Annotated in this window: 2 pseudogenes; both read right to left on the bottom strand. The window is 66.1% G+C overall.

Features of this window, described 5'->3' with window-relative positions:
• Positions 1 to 533: pseudogene (locus BB334_RS17285) on the bottom strand (IS1634 family transposase); the annotation flags it as partial.
• A gap of 163 nt (positions 534 to 696) precedes the next feature.
• A pseudogene (locus BB334_RS17280) lies at positions 697 to 1,532 on the bottom strand (IS1634 family transposase); the annotation flags it as partial.
• Positions 1,533 to 1,595: the final 63 nt, after the last annotated feature.

The following is a 1,595-nucleotide window of genomic DNA, read 5'->3' as shown; positions in this document are numbered from 1 at the left end:
ATCAGCGGTCGCAGCAGCCCGGCGACCACGGCATCGACCTCGTCCTGATGATCCATCAGCGCATCGAGGCTGCGCAGCAACTGCTGGTGGGTGACCGCCTTCGGTCCGAAGTCGGGCAGCGCCACCGTCTGCACCCAGCGCAACACGCCGAGTTTGGATTCGGGGTCGCACAGGCGGTTGAGCACCATCAGCCGAATCAGCGCTTCCACGTCCGTGGTGCGGCGCGTGCGGCGAAATACCCGCCGCAGCTCCGAGAAACCCAGCGACTTCCACAGCTCGGTCAGCGCCCACACGTTACCGAGTGCCCGCGCGGACTCGAACGACACCGTCGGCGCCGGCGGCTTGGCGCCCATCGGCTCGCGGCCGGTGATCTTGAGCAGGCCGTTGATCACCGCGTCGAGCGACCCATCGACCTGCTCGGCGCGGCCGAGCGTGGCAACGGTGCGCTTCTTTACCCGGCCAGCCTCGTCGCGATAGGACTCGACGAGTTGGACGTAGCGGCGACCTCCGGAGGTGGTGAGCTTGACGTGCATGATGCCGCCACTTTAACCACCTAAGAAGCGCCGTCAAGCTTGAGGGTGGCTGTTACAAACGTGCCACCACAGCACTTTTGCGGTCGCGGCCTTGAAACCCGCGCCGGTGCTGAAGGCACTTTCCGAAAAGGGGCGAAAATCGGGGTGAAGTGTCGAACCTCGGGTGCTTCACACCTTCATCCTGCTCGGTGAGCTTGCCCGACCATTCGTCCGCCTGGCGGATCAGCGCGTCGATGCGTTCGTTGCGCTGTTGGGTCTTGGTGGCCGCAGCCACCGGGTCATGGGCGACCACCAGCCGCAGCGCGTTCCAGGCGTGCTCCGCGATCACTTCCTGCGTGGCGGTGGCGCACTGCTGTTCGTGGAAGGGTTCGAGCAGCTCGATGAACTCGTTGTAGCGCCGGCCCGGCACCGCGACGATGAATTCGAGCGGCTTGCCGCTGGCCAGGCGCACGGCCTTCAGCGCTTCGAGATTGTCCAGGCTGAGCAGTCCTCGGTCAGCGACCAGCACCAGGCGCTGCACCGACGGGAAGCGCTCGAGCACCTTGGTGAGCGTGGGCAGCAAGGTGCGCGTCTCGGCCGTGTTGCCGTCGAACACCTCGTGGTAGATCGGCAGCCCCTCGGCGGTCTGCACCACGCCGAGCATGAACTGGCGGGCGATCAACCCCTCCTTGGCCATGCCGTACTGGCGCACGTCGCCGGCCTGCTGGCTGAGCCTTCGCTGCGGATCGTGGTGAGGTCGTAGAAGACCACCGACAGATCCTGATCGATCAGCGGGTGCAGCAGCCCGGCGACCACGGCATCGACCTCATCCTGGTGGTCCATCAGCGCATCGAGGCTGCGCAGCAACTGCTGGTGCGTGACCGCCTTCGGGCCGAAGCCGGCCAGCAGCGCCACGGTTTGCACCCAGCGCAGCACGCCAAGCTTGGACCCGGGGTCGCACAGGCGGTTGAGCACCATCAGCCGGATCAGCGCTTCCACGTCCGTGGTGCGGCGTAAGCGCTCCACGAACCCCATCCTTCCGGGGCTCGCTACGCTGTGATCAACTGCTCAGCCTTGAGACTC

Source organism: Thauera phenolivorans (assembly GCF_001696715.1).
Lineage (GTDB): Bacteria > Pseudomonadota > Gammaproteobacteria > Burkholderiales > Rhodocyclaceae > Thauera > Thauera phenolivorans.
The sequence above is the reverse complement of the archived record's forward strand: the minus strand, read 5'-3'. Positions and strand labels throughout refer to the sequence as shown.